This is a genomic window from Streptomyces sp. NPDC001514 (assembly GCF_053597075.1).
Genome location: NZ_JBSFHO010000036.1, coordinates 1 through 15,857, shown reverse-complemented (window position 1 = coordinate 15,857; position 15,857 = coordinate 1). Strand labels below are relative to the sequence as shown.

The 15,857-nt window shown below is 66.3% G+C and carries 13 protein-coding genes; 9 read left to right on the top strand and 4 right to left on the bottom strand.

Translation table 11 applies throughout. The features are described 5' to 3' along the window. Nucleotides 1-6: 6 nt before the first annotated feature. From ACWCXB_RS29865 to ACWCXB_RS29855, 3 genes are all read left to right on the top strand, one after another. Complete coding sequence (locus ACWCXB_RS29865; RefSeq protein ID WP_450726871.1) at nt 7-471, top strand: tetratricopeptide repeat protein; 465 nt, start codon at nt 7-9, stop codon at nt 469-471. 747 nt (nt 472-1,218) lie between these two features. After that, on the top strand, nt 1,219-1,539 hold the full coding sequence (locus ACWCXB_RS29860) for a hypothetical protein (RefSeq protein WP_450726870.1): 321 nt from the start codon (nt 1,219-1,221) through the stop codon (nt 1,537-1,539). A gap of 264 nt (nt 1,540-1,803) precedes the next feature. Beyond that, the gene (locus ACWCXB_RS29855) at nt 1,804-2,388 is read left to right on the top strand and encodes a hypothetical protein (protein WP_450726869.1); all 585 of its coding nucleotides are present in this window, start codon (nt 1,804-1,806) and stop codon (nt 2,386-2,388) included. Nucleotides 2,389-2,408: 20 nt separating this feature from the next. Here ACWCXB_RS29855 and ACWCXB_RS29850 read toward each other — a convergent pair. Continuing rightward, nucleotides 2,409-3,282 (bottom strand): IS5 family transposase gene (locus ACWCXB_RS29850; protein WP_450726868.1). Its coding sequence is split into 2 segments (ribosomal slippage): nt 2,409-2,907 and nt 2,906-3,282, totalling 876 coding nucleotides; the frame shifts between segments, so codons are not numbered across the junction. Between the two features lie 274 nt (nt 3,283-3,556). Here ACWCXB_RS29850 and ACWCXB_RS29845 point away from each other — a divergent pair. Continuing rightward, nucleotides 3,557-4,396 carry an IS5 family transposase gene (locus ACWCXB_RS29845; protein WP_450726867.1) on the top strand — a complete coding sequence of 280 codons (840 nt, stop codon included), beginning with the start codon at nt 3,557-3,559 and terminating at the stop codon, nt 4,394-4,396. A gap of 146 nt (nt 4,397-4,542) precedes the next feature. Further along, nucleotides 4,543-5,336 (top strand): IS5 family transposase gene (locus ACWCXB_RS29840; protein WP_450726950.1). Its coding sequence is split into 2 segments (ribosomal slippage): nt 4,543-4,857 and nt 4,860-5,336, totalling 792 coding nucleotides; the frame shifts between segments, so codons are not numbered across the junction. A 2,253-nt stretch (nt 5,337-7,589) separates the two neighbouring features. Here ACWCXB_RS29840 and ACWCXB_RS29835 read toward each other — a convergent pair. The 3 genes from ACWCXB_RS29835 to ACWCXB_RS29825 all read right to left on the bottom strand — a co-directional run bounded on the left by ACWCXB_RS29835 (nt 7,590) and on the right by ACWCXB_RS29825 (nt 10,742). Continuing rightward, nucleotides 7,590-7,976 (bottom strand): DUF6009 family protein, encoded by a 387-nt coding sequence (locus tag ACWCXB_RS29835; protein WP_450726866.1) that lies wholly within the window; start codon nt 7,974-7,976, stop codon nt 7,590-7,592. A 148-nt stretch (nt 7,977-8,124) separates the two neighbouring features. Then, nucleotides 8,125-9,723 (bottom strand): DNA primase family protein, encoded by a 1,599-nt coding sequence (locus ACWCXB_RS29830; protein WP_450726865.1) that lies wholly within the window; start codon nt 9,721-9,723, stop codon nt 8,125-8,127. Then, nucleotides 9,720-10,742 (bottom strand): bifunctional DNA primase/polymerase, encoded by a 1,023-nt coding sequence (locus ACWCXB_RS29825; protein WP_450726864.1) that lies wholly within the window; start codon nt 10,740-10,742, stop codon nt 9,720-9,722. The genes ACWCXB_RS29830 and ACWCXB_RS29825 overlap by 4 nt, the downstream gene beginning before the upstream one ends. Nucleotides 10,743-12,111: 1,369 nt before the next feature. On the opposite strand from ACWCXB_RS29825, the gene ACWCXB_RS29820 reads away from it, so the two are divergent. The 4 genes from ACWCXB_RS29820 (at nt 12,112) to ACWCXB_RS29805 (ending at nt 15,808) form a co-directional block, all read left to right on the top strand. After that, nucleotides 12,112-12,381, top strand: coding sequence for a hypothetical protein (locus ACWCXB_RS29820; RefSeq protein ID WP_450726863.1), 270 nt, complete (start codon nt 12,112-12,114; stop codon nt 12,379-12,381). Between the two features lie 68 nt (nt 12,382-12,449). After that, nucleotides 12,450-13,325, top strand: coding sequence for a hypothetical protein (locus tag ACWCXB_RS29815; RefSeq protein WP_450726862.1), 876 nt, complete (start codon nt 12,450-12,452; stop codon nt 13,323-13,325). A 22-nt stretch (nt 13,326-13,347) separates the two neighbouring features. Then, nucleotides 13,348-14,367, top strand: a complete 1,020-nt coding sequence (locus ACWCXB_RS29810; protein ID WP_450726861.1) for a hypothetical protein — start codon at nt 13,348-13,350, stop codon at nt 14,365-14,367. Further along, the gene (locus ACWCXB_RS29805; protein ID WP_450726860.1) at nt 14,294-15,808 is read left to right on the top strand and encodes a hypothetical protein; all 1,515 of its coding nucleotides are present in this window, start codon (nt 14,294-14,296) and stop codon (nt 15,806-15,808) included. Before ACWCXB_RS29810 ends, ACWCXB_RS29805 begins: the two co-directional genes overlap by 74 nt. The last annotated feature ends 49 nt before the right edge of the window (nt 15,809-15,857 follow it).

Sequence of the window (15,857 nt, the reverse complement as noted above, 5' to 3'; positions counted from 1 at the left end):
GGGCGGTTGGCGCTGCTGGCGGCTGGTGGGCCGGGCGTGACGTCTCCGCCAGGCAGCGGCAGGGCCATCGCCGCGTACCGCCAGGCCGCAGATATCTTCCACCAGGTCGGCGACCAGGAGGGCAAGGCCATGGCACTGAACAACCTCGGCAACGCCCTGCGGCGGGTGGGACGTATCGAAGACGCCATCGGCGCACTCACGCAAGCTGTGGAAATCTCCCGCCAGGGGGACGACCAGCACAGTAAGGCCAAGGTGCTCGGCAGCTTCGGTCGGGCCTTGGAGGCGGCGGGCCGTTCCGACGAGGCCATTGCCGCCTGCACCCAGGCCGCAGATATCTTCCGCCAGCTCGGCGACCGGCGCTGTGAAGCCGCGGCGCGGGACAACCTGCGCAGGATGCGTCGCTTCAGCGGAGCACAAAATGTATGGCGTTCGATCACTGGCCCGCTTCGAAGGGCTCATGGTCCGGGATGACCGACAGGTTGGGCCTAGATGCGCCGCCTGACACCGGGCACCCCGAAAGCAAAAAGGCCCGCCACTGCGGAGACTGTTCGGCGTCAGAGTTTGCAATGCCTTCTCGTACGCGGTGACGAGACCAGCGATGAAGGCCGGATCGGCGGTGGTTCCGACCCAAGTGCTGGCCTCAGGCGGCGCAGTCCTCTCGGAGGTACTCCCGCGCCCGGGAGAAAGCATGGTCGACAAGAGCTCGGCGCCCGCGTTGGCGATGGGCGGACTGCGTCTGTGGCCGGTGACTATTACGTCGTAATGAAGACGTCGCAGCGCTTGCGTCCGCTGGCTACGGCGCCAGGTTGGCAAGGTAGGACTTGCTGACGTTCCACGGAGTGAGTTCGACGCCGAATGTGTCGTGGTCGGCGGTGTGCAGGTGGACGAGCTCGCCAGTGACGTGGACGGTGTCTCCCGCGCGGAAGGATCCGGTGTAAGCGCCGAGGTAGGAACGCAGCCGGGTGATGCGGGGTGCGAAGGGGGGGTCGTTGATGGTGGCGTTGAGGATGCTCGTGACCTCGATGTCGTAGGCCGCGGGCTTGGCGATTCCTCGGGAGTGTTCGGTGACGGTGGCCAGGAGACACGTCGCCGATCTCTTTGGCGGTGGTACCCGCGAATGCCTGGTCGTAGTCGCCGCGCAGCGGTTCGCAGTTGATGTGGGCGTCGGCGTACGGAGTCACGCCCTGGAGCTTGCGGCGTTCCTGGGTGAGGAGGGTGGTGAAGTCGCTGCCGTCCATGTACTTGGGCGCGCCGCAGGTACAGGCGGGTCAGGTCGCCTCCGTCGTACAGCCGGACCAGGTCGGTGTGGTGGAAGAGGTGCTGGGCTGCCTTATAGCCGGTGGGGCCGTAGCAGACAAGGTCGATGTCGGAGCGGTCGTTGAAGCAGCCGACGAGGAAGCTGCCGGTGATGCCGAACAGGTCAGCGTGGCCGTCGTCGATGACGCGGCGATCAGAGCCAGGAGGTCGCGGCTAGCGCGGGCGTCGGCGACGCGGCCAGGGTTGGCGTCGATCGCTTTGAGGGCCTGGCGGGCGGAGTAGTGGGTGATGACGTCGGTGCGGGACACGCCGGTGATGACGCAGCGGGGCGGGGGAGTAGCGGTAGCACTCGGGCCCGGTCGGCGAGGATTCAGAAGGACTTGGAGACGACGCTGTTCTCTAGCCCTGGCAGAACAGGGTGCGGTCCCGGTGGTTGATCCGGGTGGTACTTCACTTGACTTCCGCTCCGCGCCCTGGCCGTGTATCGAAAGTGGATCAGTAGGGTTGGGCCGTGATGGGTGTCGCGCCAGGGCTGGGGAGGTTGCCATGTTGTTCGGGTCGCGGACCGGATTCGGTTTGGAGTTCCACGTCGAACAGGACCCGGGGCTGCTGTGCGTCGACGTCTTCGTCGGCGGGCTCCATGTGAACACGTGGGACAACGCGTTCTACCCGCCACTGCTGGTCAAGAAGCTCAAGGACGAGCTCAGTCGCTTCCGCACGCCGACTGCGCCGCCGGCGGGGTTCACCTCGCCGTCTGAGTCCTTTCGCATTGCCGAGGGCTGGATGTACGACGACGCCAGTACCGGGACCGCACCTGGGGCCGAGGCGGCACTCGCACGGTGTGTGTTCCTGGAGTGGGGGGAGTGCACCGACGAGGTGACAGCGTTCGCGTTCCCTGACGGGGACCGGGTGCACCTCGCCTGTCGGGTACGCGATGGAGGCGGTCCCGCCTGGGGCACCGAGGCCCGGCGTGAGCCAACGGGGGTGTCGGTGAGCCGGACGTTGCTCGTCGAGACGCTGGAGGGCGGCCTCGTCATCGCCGAACACGAGTGGTCTGCCCGGCTCGCCGCCATCAAGGCCCGCAGTGACACATGTGACGGCGAGGACGTGTCCAGCGTGCGTTCTCCTTAGGCGTGCATCTGAATGGCTGGTCACAGCCACTCGTTGATGGCCGCGACGAGGACGGTCGCCTCGTAGCGAACCGCGAGCTTGTCGTACCGGGTGGCCACGGCCCGGTGCCTTTTGAGGCGTTTGATGCCGCATTCGACCGCGTGCCGAGCCTTGTAGTCCTGCGGGTCGGACTTCGGCGGCCGGCCACCGCGCGAACCGCGTTTCTTGCGGTTGCGGACTTGGTCGGCCTTGTCTGGGATGGTGCAGCGGATCCCGCGCTGCCGCAGGTAAGCACGGTTCTTCCGGGAGGCGTACGCCTTGTCGGCGCGCACGCGACCTGGCCGGGTGCGCGGCCTACCCGGCCCCAGGCGGGGCACCCTGATGCGGCCCAGGACGACCTCGAACTGCGGGGAGTCTCCGCGCTGCCCGGCGGTGGTCACGAGGGACATGGGCTTCTGGCCCTGCTCGACGGCCAAGTGCAGCTTGGTGGTCAGTCCGCCGCGCGAGCGTCCGAGGCCGTGATCGGCCGGCTCGGTGGCGACGCCGCCGGGCAGTTCCTTCTGCAAGTCCCCCTTTTCGCGCCCCGGCGGCGTGTTGGTGGGCCCGGCAGACGGTGGAATCGACGTTGATCTCCCAGGTGATCAGGTCTTTCGCATCTGCTTGGGCTTGGAGCTGAGTGAAGATGCGCTGCCAGGTGCCATTGCGCTGCCAGCGGCGGAACAGGTCGTACACCCGGCCCCACGGCCCGTACGCCTCGGGTGTGTCCCGCCAAGGGATGCCAGTGCGGACTCGGAACCGTATGCCGTCGATCAGCTGTCGCCGACTCCATATTGGTGGCCGACCGGGCTTCTGCCCGTTCGGCAACAGCGACTCCAGCACTGCCCATTGTTCGTCCGTGAGATCTCCACGCGCCACGAACCAAGATCATCTCACGACCAAGATCTACTTTCGATACACGCCCTAAGAGGGCGTTTAGCGCCCTGTTGCGTCTGTTTGTGTCGATCTACGCTTCGGCTTGTGCGGGGTTGTTGAGCCTGATGGGGATGGTGTTGCAGAAGTCGCGGTGACGACGCTGTATTGGCCGAGCTGCTCCTGTCTCATCCCAGGATGCGCCGGTGTGCGCCCTTCACCTCTGATGCTGGCTCCTCACGCCTGGGCCGGGTGTTCTGCCGTCCAGTACTCCAGGATCATGGCTGAGCGTCGTCGCTATCCCAGTGATCTCTCGGATGCCCGTTGGAAGTTGGTCGAACCGGTCCTGACGGCATGGAGGGCCGAGCGTCGCGGCCGGGGGCTGGACATCGGCCGACCGCCGAACCACGACCTGCGGATCCTTCTGGACGCGGTCCTCTACGTGAACCGCACCGGCATCCCCTGGCGCTATCTCCCGCACGACTATCCGCCCTGGCCCACGGTCTACGCCTACTTCGCCCGCTGGCAGGAAGAGGGCGTCTTCGACCAGCTCAACGGCCTGCTCCGGCGCCAAGTGCGCCGACAGGAGGGTCGGGAACCGGAGCCGAGTGCGTGTGTCATCGACTCTCAGAGCGTCAAGACCTCCACCAACGTCCCCGCAGCCGGACAGGGCATTGACGCCGGCAAGAAGATTGTGGGCCGCAAGCGGAGCATCGTCATCGACACGGTCGGCCTGCTGCTGGCCGTTCTCGTGACCGCAGCCAGCGTGCAGGACTCCATCGCAGGTCAGACCCTCATCGAGCGCGTCGCCGACGAGCATCCCACCGTCCGCAAGACCTGGGTCGATGGCGGCTACCGCGAGCACCTCGTTGAGCACGCCGCCACCCTCGGCATCGACATGCACATCGTTCGCCGCGAGCCCAACACCCGTGGGTTCACCGTCCTTCCACGCCGCTGGACCGTCGAGCGCACCCTGGGATGGCTCATGAACCATCGCCGCCTCGCCCGTGACTACGAAGCCCACCCCCACCGCTCCGAAGCCATAATCCACATCGCAATGATCAACCTCATGACCCGTCGCCTCACCAGCGAATCCACTCCAACATGGCGTGGCGCATGAACTACACGCAACCCAGTAATTCGGGATGAAACAACGGGACGAAACACCCTCTAAGAGCTCGTAACAGGATCTTGTTGAAGTGTGCTGGTGGGGCGTAACCGGTGTGACGATTCGGCCGTTCGTGGGGTGTGGGTACTCGACCGTGGATCGTGGACGATGAGTTGTGGGCGCTGATCGAGCCGTTACTGCCGCCGTGGCCGGAGCGGTCCCCGGGGCCACGACCGGTGGCGGACCGGCTCTGCCTCCAGGGCATCCTGTTCGTCCTCTACAACGACATAGCCTGGCAACTCCTGCCCCTGGAGCTGGGGTTCGGCTCGGGGCAAACCTGCTGGCGCCGCCTGGACCGGTGGCAGAAAGCAGGAGTCTTCGACCGGCTGCACCGGGTCCTGCTCGCGGAGCTGAACGCGGCCGGCGAACTCGACTGGTCACGTGCGTGCGTGGACGGCTCTCACGTCCGCGCGAAAAAGGGGGCGCCGACACCGGTCCGTCGCCGGTCGACCGGCGGAAAACGGGCAGCAAACACCACCTGATCTGCGATGGACGCGGCACCCCGCTCAAGGTCATCACGACCGCGGCCAACGTCAACGACATCACCCAGACCCTCGCCCTGGTCGACGGCATCCCGCCCGTCGCGGGCCGCCCCGGCCGGCCCCGCCGCAGGCCCGAAGCCCTGCTCGGCGACAAGGGCTACGACTCCAACGCCCACCGCGACGAGTTGCGTCACCGACGGATCCTGCCCGTCATCTCCCGCAAGGGGTCCCCGAACATCAAGGGCATGGGCAAGCTCCGCTACGTCGTCGAGCAGACTTTCGCCCTGCTCCACCACTTCAAACGCCTCGCCGTCCGCTGGGAACGCCGCACCGAACTCCACGACGCCTTCGTCTCCCTGGCCTGCAGTCTCATCTGCTGGCGACGGCTTCGGAAGCCCAAGAACGACTGACCGGTGTCAGGGCAGGCCAGGGCCCCAGCGGGCTGCTTCAGAAGGTTGGTACTCTCCGCATCTACGGCGAGGCGGGGGAGATGATCGTGGGAGCAGAGCCGTCGAGTCCTCCGAGCCGCTGGTTCAGAGGAACTGGCTTTGGTGTCCTCTTCGGTGGGCTGACAGCGGTGGTGTCCATTGCTGCGATTGGGAGGGCATGGGCTGCTTGTGGCATCGGCAGCAGCGCAGCAGCCAACGGCATGACTTTGCTGTTTCTTGCGCCTCTCATATGGATCGCCGCTGCGGTTCCGTGGGTGATCCTGCACAGCACCCTCGGAGGACGTCATCGCAGGACAGCCCTGACTGCAGGGCTCATCTTCACCCTGTGGTTCACCTGGTTCCTTGTCACATGGCTCGGCATGCCGGACTCCTACCCCGCCCCGTTGTGCCTGGGCAACGTCCCACCCTGGTGGCCGAGCTTCATCCCGGCATGACTCCGGCGTAGCCTGTGAACGACCTTGGCACCGGCAGCGACAACCTACTCAGCAGCGCCCCCGACCAACCGCTGCACGCCAGCAAGATCGTGTTACGAGTTCTAAGGTTTGCGCGGCGTTCGTAGCGGGTGCGGAGTCGTTTGGAATGGTGCGAGCCAGGCGGAGTGGCGCGCGACGACCCAAGGTGTGTTGCCCAGTCCGGAGCCGTGGGCGAGCCGCGCCTCGCGATGAGGGGCCTGATGCCGCGTTCCCAAAGCAGGCGGCGGTCCCTGTCGAAGTCGTGCACACGGTCAGCAAACAGGTGGCCCGGCCAGCTGCGAGACTTCTGGGCCCATCACCTGGCTTCGCCCTTCATTCCCCGCCTGCTGGGACGCCGCCCCAACTCGCCAGCCCAGGGGCTGAGACGGTGAGACGAGCCAGTCTGCGGTCACGACCCCGCCCCGGCAAGGCTGCACGCCATGACAGCAGGTCGGGTCACCGCCCCGCGGGATCCCTTCGCGATCACTCATGCTGCCGTGCAGACAGCAGCAACGGTTCCTGACGTAGGCCGCGTACTGGCCGGGGAGCTGAGCGACCGGCTCGGGCACCACGTGCATGTGCAGCTGGAAGGGGACGATTCAAGCGTTGTTACCGCCCGCGAGTACGCTCAGGGCCTCCTGGATGCAGCGGAGCTGTATCCAGGCACGCCAATCGACATGGTCGTTACCGGAGAGTGCCAAGCGCACGAGCACGCTGAGGCACTCGTTGATACTGGCGTTCTCATATTCAATCGGGACCGCCTGGCTGTCGGCGCCCGCCCCGGATACGTCGCGCTTCTGGACGACGACGCGGCGAACGGATGGCGGCTATCGCGTGGCATATCGACCCCAATGGGCATTGCTGTCCACGAGTTTGGGCACTTCGTCGACCTTGGACTGACCCGGCCCGGATGGCAGCAAGCCGACGCACTCCCCACCCATCGGGAGTCCCTGAGGGCCGAGGTGGGCTCGGCCCTCGAGCCGGAACTTGGTCGGCGTCCTAACTCGTCCGATATTGCCCGAGAGCTGGGCCGCTATGTCCTGACCATGCGCGAGCACGGGCCGTCTGGTGCTGAGCGCAGAGAGCTCAGCGAACTGGTCGCGGAGGCCTTCGCGGACGTCCACATCAACGGCCACTTCGCCCACCCGGTCAACCGCCGGGTAGTGGAGAGGTTGGAGCAGGCCATTTTGCACTCTGGCGAGCGTCTCGCTCCGCCTGATGCCTGGAAGCGCGCCTACGACGCCGTCTCTGCCCGCACGAGTGAGCCGTCCACGACGACCCTTGAGTCACTCGAGCTCTATGCCCGGGTGATCGCCGTAGCCAGCCGCCTACGGGCAGGCCGAGAACGACCAGCAACGCCGCCAGCACGCCCGGTTGAGTCCCCAGCGCGCTCACGACCATCCCAGCCAGTCGCAGCAAGGGCAACAGCCCAGTCGGCCGCACAACCGGGCCGGATAACGACAAGCTCGGGCCGCATCGCCCGGAACGCCCACGCCCTGAAGCATGCCGCCCCGCGCGGTCGCGGCTGGGCCCTGCCATGGCCGCCAGTGGCGGTTATGACGTCGCTGGCACCGCGGCGGCAAGGCCGCGCTGGGAGCGGGGGGTGGTCTTTGTTCCAGGCCTTCTCGGTTCGATGGTGCGGGTCGACCGCTTCGCCGGGGACCGTAGACGCCGTCAGGGATGCTGTCGCGGTTGTGTAGGAGGAGGTGGAAGGCGCGCTGGCTGTAGAAGCCGCTGTCGGGTCGGGTTCGGCCTTGCCGCCTCACGGACGGGCGGGTGCTATCTCCGCGGCTCGACCCTTCTGCGAACGGGGAGTCTTTTCGCCTACCTTGCCGGGCTCAATGGTTCTTGGGTCGACGGCTTCTCCCGGTGCGCCAACCTCGTACGGGCCTGTGGGATCGCTGTCTCGGTCGTGGGGGAGGAGGAAGAACGTCCGGCGCGCAAAGAGGCCGCTATCAGGGTCCCGTTCGGCGTCTGCAGCAAGATTGGTGTAGCCGACGAGGCGCCCACCTCGTTCATATCGGGGTTTGCCTCGCCGTGTGTTCACCTTGTCCTGGGCCTGCCGGACGTAGTCGAGGTCTTCCGGGGCTTCCAGCCAGACCACTTCTTCTTCACCGGTGAGCTGGCTGTCTTGCAGCATCGAGCTCATGGCCGCAGGCCCTCCTGATTCTCTTCGGCCGGCCAGTGGCCTGCCTGGGGGGTCGCGTCGCTCGCCTTCTGGCACTGTGTGATGCCTCCTGCGAGGTCGCGGCTTTCATCGTACGGCCAGGCGGATGCCCGCCCCAGGGAGCACAGGCTCATCGTCCTCGACCCCCTCGGTGTGACCCGTCCTGTTGTGGGTCTGATTCCTCTACGTCGACGTCGGCGAGGAGCGCCAGGCCGGGGTACAGCTTCCTGTCGTTGTTCTTGATCATCTCTGAGGGGGAGGCCAGGCCAAGTTCCTGTCGGATGCGGCTTGCGAAGGCTCGGCTTGTCGCCCTTTGGATCCCCTCATCCGTGCACCAGCGGCTGTAGGTCTCGTACAGGAGCTTCTGTTCAACCCTCAAGTCGGGATTCGGTCGCCCCTCGCCGCCCTTGGTGCACCGTTCGATAATGAACCGGCCGATATGGTCTTCCGTCTTTTCATATGCCTCAGTCGCCAGGCGCACGGTTGCTGGGCCGGTGAGAGGGTCGCGGGTGGCCAGGTAGAGCTTGGCTCCTTCGACTAGCCACTGCAGGATGCCCGGCCCTTCGTCCCGGACCAGCTCGGCTGCGAGATTGTCGATCTTGCGCTCATTTGCGACTTTCCGCTCAAACGGAATGAGTCGCATGCGTCGCCAGAATGCATAGCCGCCCGTACCCACCTCAGGCCTGTGGTTGCCCAGGAGCCACAGTTTGTGCGTCGGAGTGAAGGTGAAGAAGTTCTGCCTCATCCTTCGGGCCGTGATCTGATCACCTCCGGTGAGGAGTTTGACCCGGGCCTCATTGAACTTGTCGTTCGGCTTGAGTTCACTGCAGACAACAATTCGGCGTCCGTGCAGCTCGGTGAGTTCGGTGCTGTGCTCGGTGAACTTGCCTTTCTCCATCAGGAATCCCGGGGGCGCCGCATTGGCATAGTCGCCGAGGACCTGCATCATCACGTCCAAGAGGACGGATTTGCCGTTAGCGCCCGAGCCGTAGAGGAAGGGGAGAACCTGGGCGCCGACGTCGCCCGTGACCGAGTAGCCGAGCAGAAGGTGGAGGAACTTGGTGGTTTCCAGGCCCTTTTCGTCATCGCCGAAGGTGTCCCGGAGGAAGCTTTCCCACCTTGGGATTGCCATGTTCTGTGGCCCCACCGTGGTGGCGCGGGAGTGCATGTCGGTGAGCGGGTTTGGCTTGTGTAGCTCGCCGGTCTTGAGGTCGATGACGCCGCTTGGGGTGCAGAGGGCGTAGATGTCTCCGTCCAGGACGTCCGGGTCCAGGCTGAGGCCTGGCGCTGCCTGGGCTTGCTGCAGGAGTGCCTTCATACCGGCTGTCGACTGCGTGCGCCTACGGTGGGAAGCCAGGTCGCGGTCGGTGAACCTCCCTTGAGGATCACTGAGGGGCATTTGCTCGGCCATGTCGCCAGCCGCCCACACAGCTGCCTTTTCACCCCCCGTCCGCCTCCACCTGTACTGCTCCCAGCAGAACCAGCCGAGCCCTTCCACGTGTCGGAAACGGTCGCTGTAAAGACGTGCAAAGAGCTTTGCGTTGCCTCGGTCGGTGAGCTCGCTGGGAAGAAGACCGGAGGTGGCTCCCCCGTGGAGTCGGGGGCCTTCGGTTTGCTGTGCAGGGAGCGCGGGATGTGCGCTGGGCGGGTTGAGATCAAAGATTTGCTGCTGATGGATCTGCTCGGCGGCGGCAACGGCATCGAAGCCAACATGCTCGGCGCTGCTCATGAGCGTCCTCGGGGATGGAACGGGCGCTGAGCGCCAGCGGACAGAGCGGAATCGATGATCATGCTGTTGCGGCGCTCCTGATGGGGGCGCGCACGGTTGGCTATCTCCAGCAATAGGTTTCGTGCATCGTTCTCCGCCAGGTGCCCGCCCTGGAGGAGGCCGCCGGCGGTGAAGGCGGCGCGGTTCAGCTTCTCGGTGAAGCTGGCTCCCTCCGGAATCGCTTCGCAGGCTGCGACCTCAGCCAAGAGCGGCTCCAGAACTCGGTCTGCGGCCCTGGGCGAGCGGCGTCGGGCGCGTCCTACGGGCGGGGCGAGGGCGGCTTCGACGCTTCGGGTGGGGGGCTCGTGGCCGGTGCGGGTGAGTTCTGCCGCCAGCCATTCCGGTAGAGGAGCAGGCCGACTGGCGCCTTCCAACGACGCGTAGGTTCCTGCTTTGGTCCGCGTTGTTGGCGCAACGATGTATCCGTTGTCAGCACGAACATCGACCTGCCACGCGAGGGCGACCTTGGGGCTGGAGCCGGTGGAGGACCTGTAACGGGTCTGTGGACTCGGGTTGGTGTACCAAATGTGCAGGCCCCCGGAGGGGGTTCGCACGCGGAGGGTGTGCTCGTCGTCTGCAGGATTCGGCTGCTGTCGCAGTGCGGCGAGCAATGCCAGGGTGTCGAAGCCTGTGGCGAGGCCACTGAGGTTGACTCGGGGCCCGATTGGGATTCCTGGGAGGAGGCGCGAACGGTCTGGAATCTCAACGGCATGCGCGTCGACGTCGATGACGACGAGGTTCGCCATGCCACAGGCCACTCCCACGCCGAAGGAGGGGTTCTTCGACCACCAGGCATCGATACGGTCAGGACGCCTCGTCGCAGCGTGGAAACCGTGGCACCAGCGCCCAGCTGGTATACACGCGCAAGTGGCCGGATCGTGTCGTCCCTGTCGGCACGCATCGCAGTTCGCGGCAGGTGTCTTTTGCCGCGGAGCGAGGGGGTGGACGGGCCACCCGATTTCGGCGCACCGGTGCGCCACAGCGCGGGGCGTAGGGGCCCTCAAGGCTGTTGCAACCTGGCGTGGCACTGGGCGTCCTTATCAACTCTCGACAGTCCCGCCGGCGGCCCTGCCTTCGGGGCAGCGGTGCTGCTCCTGCGCTTGAGAGATCTGCGGCTGACGGGACTGACGGGACTGAGGATTTCACATGCGGCACTGAGGGTAGCGCACGCCTTGCTGTATGGGTGGGATCCCCCCTGCGTGTCTGAAAGTTTCAGTCCCGTCAGTCCCTTAGTCCCGCCGGAGCGCGCTCTTCCGTCCGGCGCCGGGGGCGCCCGGGGCAGGGCTGGCGGTGGCCTGGCATGGGGCGGGAACGGGTTCGGTCCCGCTTCGAGTCCCGCATAAAAGTGCAGGTCAAAGGCCTGTATCGCCATGTTGCGGGACTGACGGGACCGAGTACTCCATATATGAGGAGCCGATATCGGGGCCACCTTCTATGGTTCGCGGGCGCGCATACGCGCGCGCACCTGATGCCTACAACCGGCAGGGACAGTCCCGTCAGTCCCGCGAACTGTGGGAGCACATCTCTGACCTGGGCTTTTAGTGCCTTCGGCGGCACGGGACTGAGCCCCGCGGATGAGAGGCCCCCTCCGCGAGCCGTCCGTGCGGCCGGACCGGAAGGTTCAGTCCCGTCAGTCCCGTGGGCTGGGGAACGTGTTGCGGCGGCCGCTGTAGCGAGGGACTCCGACCTCGAGCGCGGCGCGAGGTGGGAGTCCGCAGTGCTGCGTGATCTGGTGCTCCAGCCTGCCGAGGTGAGAGTGGCCACCGACCTGCTTGTGTTGCGCCGCAAGGCGCCCTCATCGCCCATACAAGGCGTTCCCGTCACTGGGGACTCCCTCGAACTTCGTCCCAGGATCGCTCCCGTGCCGCGGGACGACCATCCGCAGCAGGCCTTTGGGGGCTGACTGCGCGCGGACCATCGGCTCTGGTGGCGCAGGAAGATTCCCTGTGAGTCCGTGATCGATCTGCGCTGCCCACGGGACGTGGGGAGTGGTGGTCGTGAATCGGTACAGGCGCACGCAGCGGCACTTGGCAGAGTTCCGGCCGCGCGCAGCGGCAGAACTCGAAGACCCCGAGGCGTTCCTCTCGCAACTGGGCTCCTACGAGGCAAGTGAGCCGTCGGCAGGTCGGCGGGGGGCACGTGAGAACACGGCGCGGCCGGGCGCGTCGGCGCGGCACGTGCACACGGAGCTTGCGGATGGGGTTCTGCAAGACCAGGGGCTGTTGTAGATGGCGGCCGATAGGGAGTCCGTCGGGCCGCGGGAACAGAATGACCCCGCGGCCGCGGCGGGCCCGGCCGGCAAGGACGCAGGCGCCCACAAGATCAGTGGCCCGCCGGAAGGAGCGCAGCATGAATCACTACGGCGCACAAATGATGCGGCACTGGCAGGCAGAACGGCCTCTGGAGTACCAGGAGCTGAAGGATCCGGGAGAGCACTTCGCTCAGGTGGGGGAGGAGATAGCCGAGCAGGTAGAACTGCGGGCCCGCAGCCTGGCGGGAGCGGCGCCGCCGGAGGAGGGGTACCTGGCGCGGTTGCAGCGGCTGAACACCGCGCGGCTGGAGGCGGAGGGGGAAGTGGTCCGGGAGTTCCTGCTGCAGGAGCAACCGCAGACACCCTAGAGCTGCCGGCCGCTGCGGAGGCGCGTTCTGAGCGGGAGCGGATCCGCCATAACCTCCAGGCGGTCCGTGTGGTGGTGCGGCTGCGCGAGGAGAAGCGGACCGCCACGGAGACGGAGCTTGCGCAGCTGCGTGAGTGGCGGGGGTGGGGGGCTACTCCGTATCTCTTTGAGACGCGTCAGCAGTTCGCCGGGAAGTATCGCGCTGAGCGTGAGGAGCTTCGGGAGCTCCTGACTGAGGAGGAGTACGCGGCTGCCCGTGCCTCGACGCTGAATGCTCACTACACCAATCCACTCTATGCATCGTTGATGTGGACGCGGCTGCTCGGCAGGCTCGGGGCGGAGCCGGGTGCGAAAATCACGGTGTACGACAACAGCGTGGGTGCGGGCCGCCTGCTGGTCGACGCGCCGCATGATGCCCGGTTGATCGGGACTGAGACCGACCCGGTCACCGCGGCGATTGCTCAAGCCCTCTTCCCGCACGCCGACATCCGCAACGAGTCCTTCGCGAAGGTCGGTCCGCTGGGAGAAACCGTCCACGTGGTGATCGCCAATGTCCCCTACGGGCGGACCAAGCTCACCGACAAGCTGAACAACCCGGGCCGCCGCCACTCCATCCACAACCATGCCATTCTTCAGGCCCTCGGCGAGCTCGCTCCCGGCGGGCTGGCCGTGCTCGTGACGTCCCGTTACACCTCCGACGGCACGGACAAGGCGCACCTGGATGCGCGCAGGCGGATGTTGGAGATGGCGGAGTTCCTGGGGGCCATCCGGCTGCCGGACGGTGCCCACATGGACGAGGCAGGCACTCCGGTCGTCACCGACATTCTGGTGTTCCGGAAGCGGCCGGAAGGCGATAAGCCAGGGGCCACAGTGGCTGAGTGTCTCGCCCGTCACGCTCCCGCCGGCCCGGGCAGGTATCTCCACCGCGGCCCTCGACATCAATGAGTACTTCCAGGCCAACCCTGAGATGGTGCTCGGCACTGCGCTGGCCGACGTCCGCCGCCACGGGACCGACCTGTCCGTTCGCAGCGGAGGAGACCTCGTCCCCGCGCTGGCCACAGCCTTCGACCACATCGCCGACACTGCCCTGAGCAGTCAGCAGACGCTTATCACCCCGGCCACGTTCCACGCCGACCTCGAGCTGCTGGACGGCCCCCTCCAGGCGCACCCCGACGGCAGCTTCACCGAAATCATCAACGGGCGGCCTACCGCGCACGTTCCGGCGAAGACACAGGCTGAGGAACTGCGGGCCGTCATTGGACTGCGGGACCTCGCGGTGGCGCTGCTGGACGAGGAAGTCCAGCACCACCACGAGACCGGACGCATGGGGCGTCTGCGGACGGAGCTCAACCGTCGCTACGACGCGTACGTCGCCGAGTACGGCCCTCTCAACCGGTTCAAGCTCAGCAAGCCCGCGGAGGGGGAGGGCGAGGCGGAGGGACGGGAGCGTCGGACCTATCCGCGGATGGGAGGGTTTCGACACGACCCGTACGCGCCGTACGTCCTGGCCCTGGAGGTCTTCGACGAGGAGACCGGGCACGCCGCCAAGGCTGACATCTTCCACAAGCGCGTCATTGCACCGCCTGACCCGGTGACCCGGGCCGCCAGCGCGGAGGACGCGCTGCTGCTGTGCTGGGACAGGTACAACGAGGTCCGCCTCGACGTCGTCGCCGACCTCTTGGGCGTGGAGAGCCCGCAGGCCGCCCGTGAGGCCTTGGGAACGCTGGTCTACGACGACCCGGACACGGGCAGCGTGGTGAAGTCCACCGAGTCCCTCTCGGGGAACGTCCGGCGGAAGCTGGAGGCAGCCAAGGAATCCGCGGCGAGCAATCCGGCCTACGCCGTGAACGTCGCGGCCCTTGAGGAGGTCATTCCGCGCGACCTGGAGCCGGCCGAGATCGAAAGCTCCCTGGGTGCGGCCTGGGCCAGCGCGAAGTACGTCCAGGTTCCTGCGGGAGATCCTGGAAGACGACGACATCGAGGTTAGCAATCTCGGGGCGCGCTGGAGCGTCAAGGGCGGCGACAAGCACAGCATGCTGGCCGAGACGACCTGGGGAACCAAGGCGCGGTCCGCGCAGGCCCTGGCCAGCAACCTGCTGAACAACCAGGAAATCGTCGTCACCCGCAAGCTGGGTCCCGACGGGCCGGTCGTCACCGACACAGAGGCCACTGCCTTCGCCCAGGCCAAGGCCCTCCAGCTCGACGAACGGTTCCGGCTGTGGCTGTGGGAGGACCCAGACCGCGCCGCCTACCTGCAGCGCTACTACAACGACCGCTACAACGCGCGGGTCGCCCCGACCTACGACCGCGAGCGCATCTCCGCGCCGGGCCTGTCGAAGGCGTTCACCCTCAATCCACACCAGCACGCCGCGGTGGCCCGTATGCGGTCCACGAACACCGGCGTCGGCCTCTGGCACGGCACCGGCGCCGGCAAGACCCTCGAAATGATCGCGGGCGGCATGGAACTGGTCCGCCTCGGGCTGATTAAGAAGCCCGTCTACTCGGTTCCCAAGGGAGTCCTGGGCCAATTCCAACGCGAGTTCCTCCAGGCATACCCCCGCGCTCGGATCCTGGTGGCCGATTCGGCCGACCTGACCGGCAACCGCCGTCACCGCTTTGTGGCGAAGTGGTCGACCGGCAACTGGGACGCCGTGATCATCAGCCACAACGCCTTCAAGAAGATCCCCATGAGCAAGGCGGCGCGGCTCGACTACATCAACGAGCAGATCAAGCGCCTGGAGGCGCACCTGGCCCATGCCGAAGGCGGCGACCGCTTCACGGTCAAGGACATCGAGAACCAGATCGCCAACCACAAGGAGAAACTGGAAGAGGAACTGCGCACGCCCGGCGACTCCGGTGTCGAGTTCGAGCGGACCGGCTCGACGTACATCTTTGTCGACGAGTTCCAGGTCCTGAAGAACCTGATGGTGATCTCCTCCATCCAGGATCTCGCACTGCCGGGCAACCAGATCACCGCGGACATGGAACTGAAGCTGTCCTACCTCCGCAGGAACTACGGCGAGCGCGTGGTGTGCGGCGCGACCGCGACACCGGTCGACAACTCGCCCATGGAGGTCCTCAGCGCCACGAAACTCCTCGCGCCCTCGCGGCTTGTCGAGCTCGGCATCGTGGAGGACGACCAGTTCGTCTCCACCTTCATCCAGCCGGTGCACAAGGTGGAGATGGGCGTCGGCGGCGGCTTCACCACCCGCATGCGGTACGTCCGCTACGTCAACCAGGATGAGCTCAAGCGGATGCTCGCCAGCTTCGCCGATGTCAAGCGCAAGGAAGATCTTCCGCTGGACGAGCCGGCCATCATCGGCGGAGAGATGAGGCTGCTGACCGTCGACGCCTCGCCCGAGCTTCGCGAGGTGATGGCGGACCTAGGTGTATTGATCACGAGCGTTGTTAACAGTGCTGGGTCTTGATCATGGCGAAGACCTCCGGTGTGGTGGAGGTGTCTAGGCTCCACACCAC

What these genes read in the sequence shown, in the direction of transcription:
- ACWCXB_RS29855 (WP_450726869.1), top strand. Translation starts at nt 1,804, where the DNA reads ATGTTGTTCGGGTCGCGGACCGGATTCGGTTTGGAGTTCCACGTCGAA.
- ACWCXB_RS29845 (WP_450726867.1), top strand. Translation starts at nt 3,557, where the DNA reads ATGGCTGAGCGTCGTCGCTATCCCAGTGATCTCTCGGATGCCCGTTGG.
- ACWCXB_RS29835 (WP_450726866.1), bottom strand. Translation starts at nt 7,976, where the DNA reads ATGAGCTCGATGCTGCAAGACAGCCAGCTCACCGGTGAAGAAGAAGTG.
- ACWCXB_RS29830 (WP_450726865.1), bottom strand. Translation starts at nt 9,723, where the DNA reads ATGAGCAGCGCCGAGCATGTTGGCTTCGATGCCGTTGCCGCCGCCGAG.
- ACWCXB_RS29820 (WP_450726863.1), top strand. Translation starts at nt 12,112, where the DNA reads ATGAATCACTACGGCGCACAAATGATGCGGCACTGGCAGGCAGAACGG.
- ACWCXB_RS29810 (WP_450726861.1), top strand. Translation starts at nt 13,348, where the DNA reads ATGGTGCTCGGCACTGCGCTGGCCGACGTCCGCCGCCACGGGACCGAC.